Source organism: Xenorhabdus bovienii (assembly GCF_024721015.1).
In the GTDB taxonomy this organism is placed as follows: domain Bacteria; phylum Pseudomonadota; class Gammaproteobacteria; order Enterobacterales; family Enterobacteriaceae; genus Xenorhabdus; species Xenorhabdus bovienii.
This window is the reverse complement of record NZ_JANAIF010000448.1, coordinates 1-256: the sequence shown is the minus strand read 5'-3', so window position 1 is coordinate 256 and position 256 is coordinate 1. Positions and strand designations below refer to the sequence as shown.

Sequence of the window (256 nt, the reverse complement as noted above, 5' to 3'; positions counted from 1 at the left end):
GCTCGACCGGTGCACACGCAATTGGCGATGCTGCCCGACTTATCGCCTCTGACGACGCCGACGTGATGGTTGCTGGCGGTGGCGAGGCAGCGATCTGTGAGATCGGGATCGCAGGCTTTAACGCCTGTAAAGCTCTGTCTACTCAGCATGCAGATGACCCGCAGAAAGCAAGCCGTCCTTATGATGCAGACCGCGACGGTTTCGTGATGGGGGAGGGTGCCGGCATTGTGGTGCTCGAGGAATACGAGCATGCAAA

At 59.0% G+C, this 256-nt stretch carries 1 protein-coding gene; it reads left to right on the top strand.

The window, feature by feature from the left end:
* Positions 1 to 256, top strand: a 256-nt coding sequence (locus NXS07_RS21350) for a beta-ketoacyl synthase N-terminal-like domain-containing protein (protein WP_308686653.1), incomplete at both ends; no start/stop codon positions are given.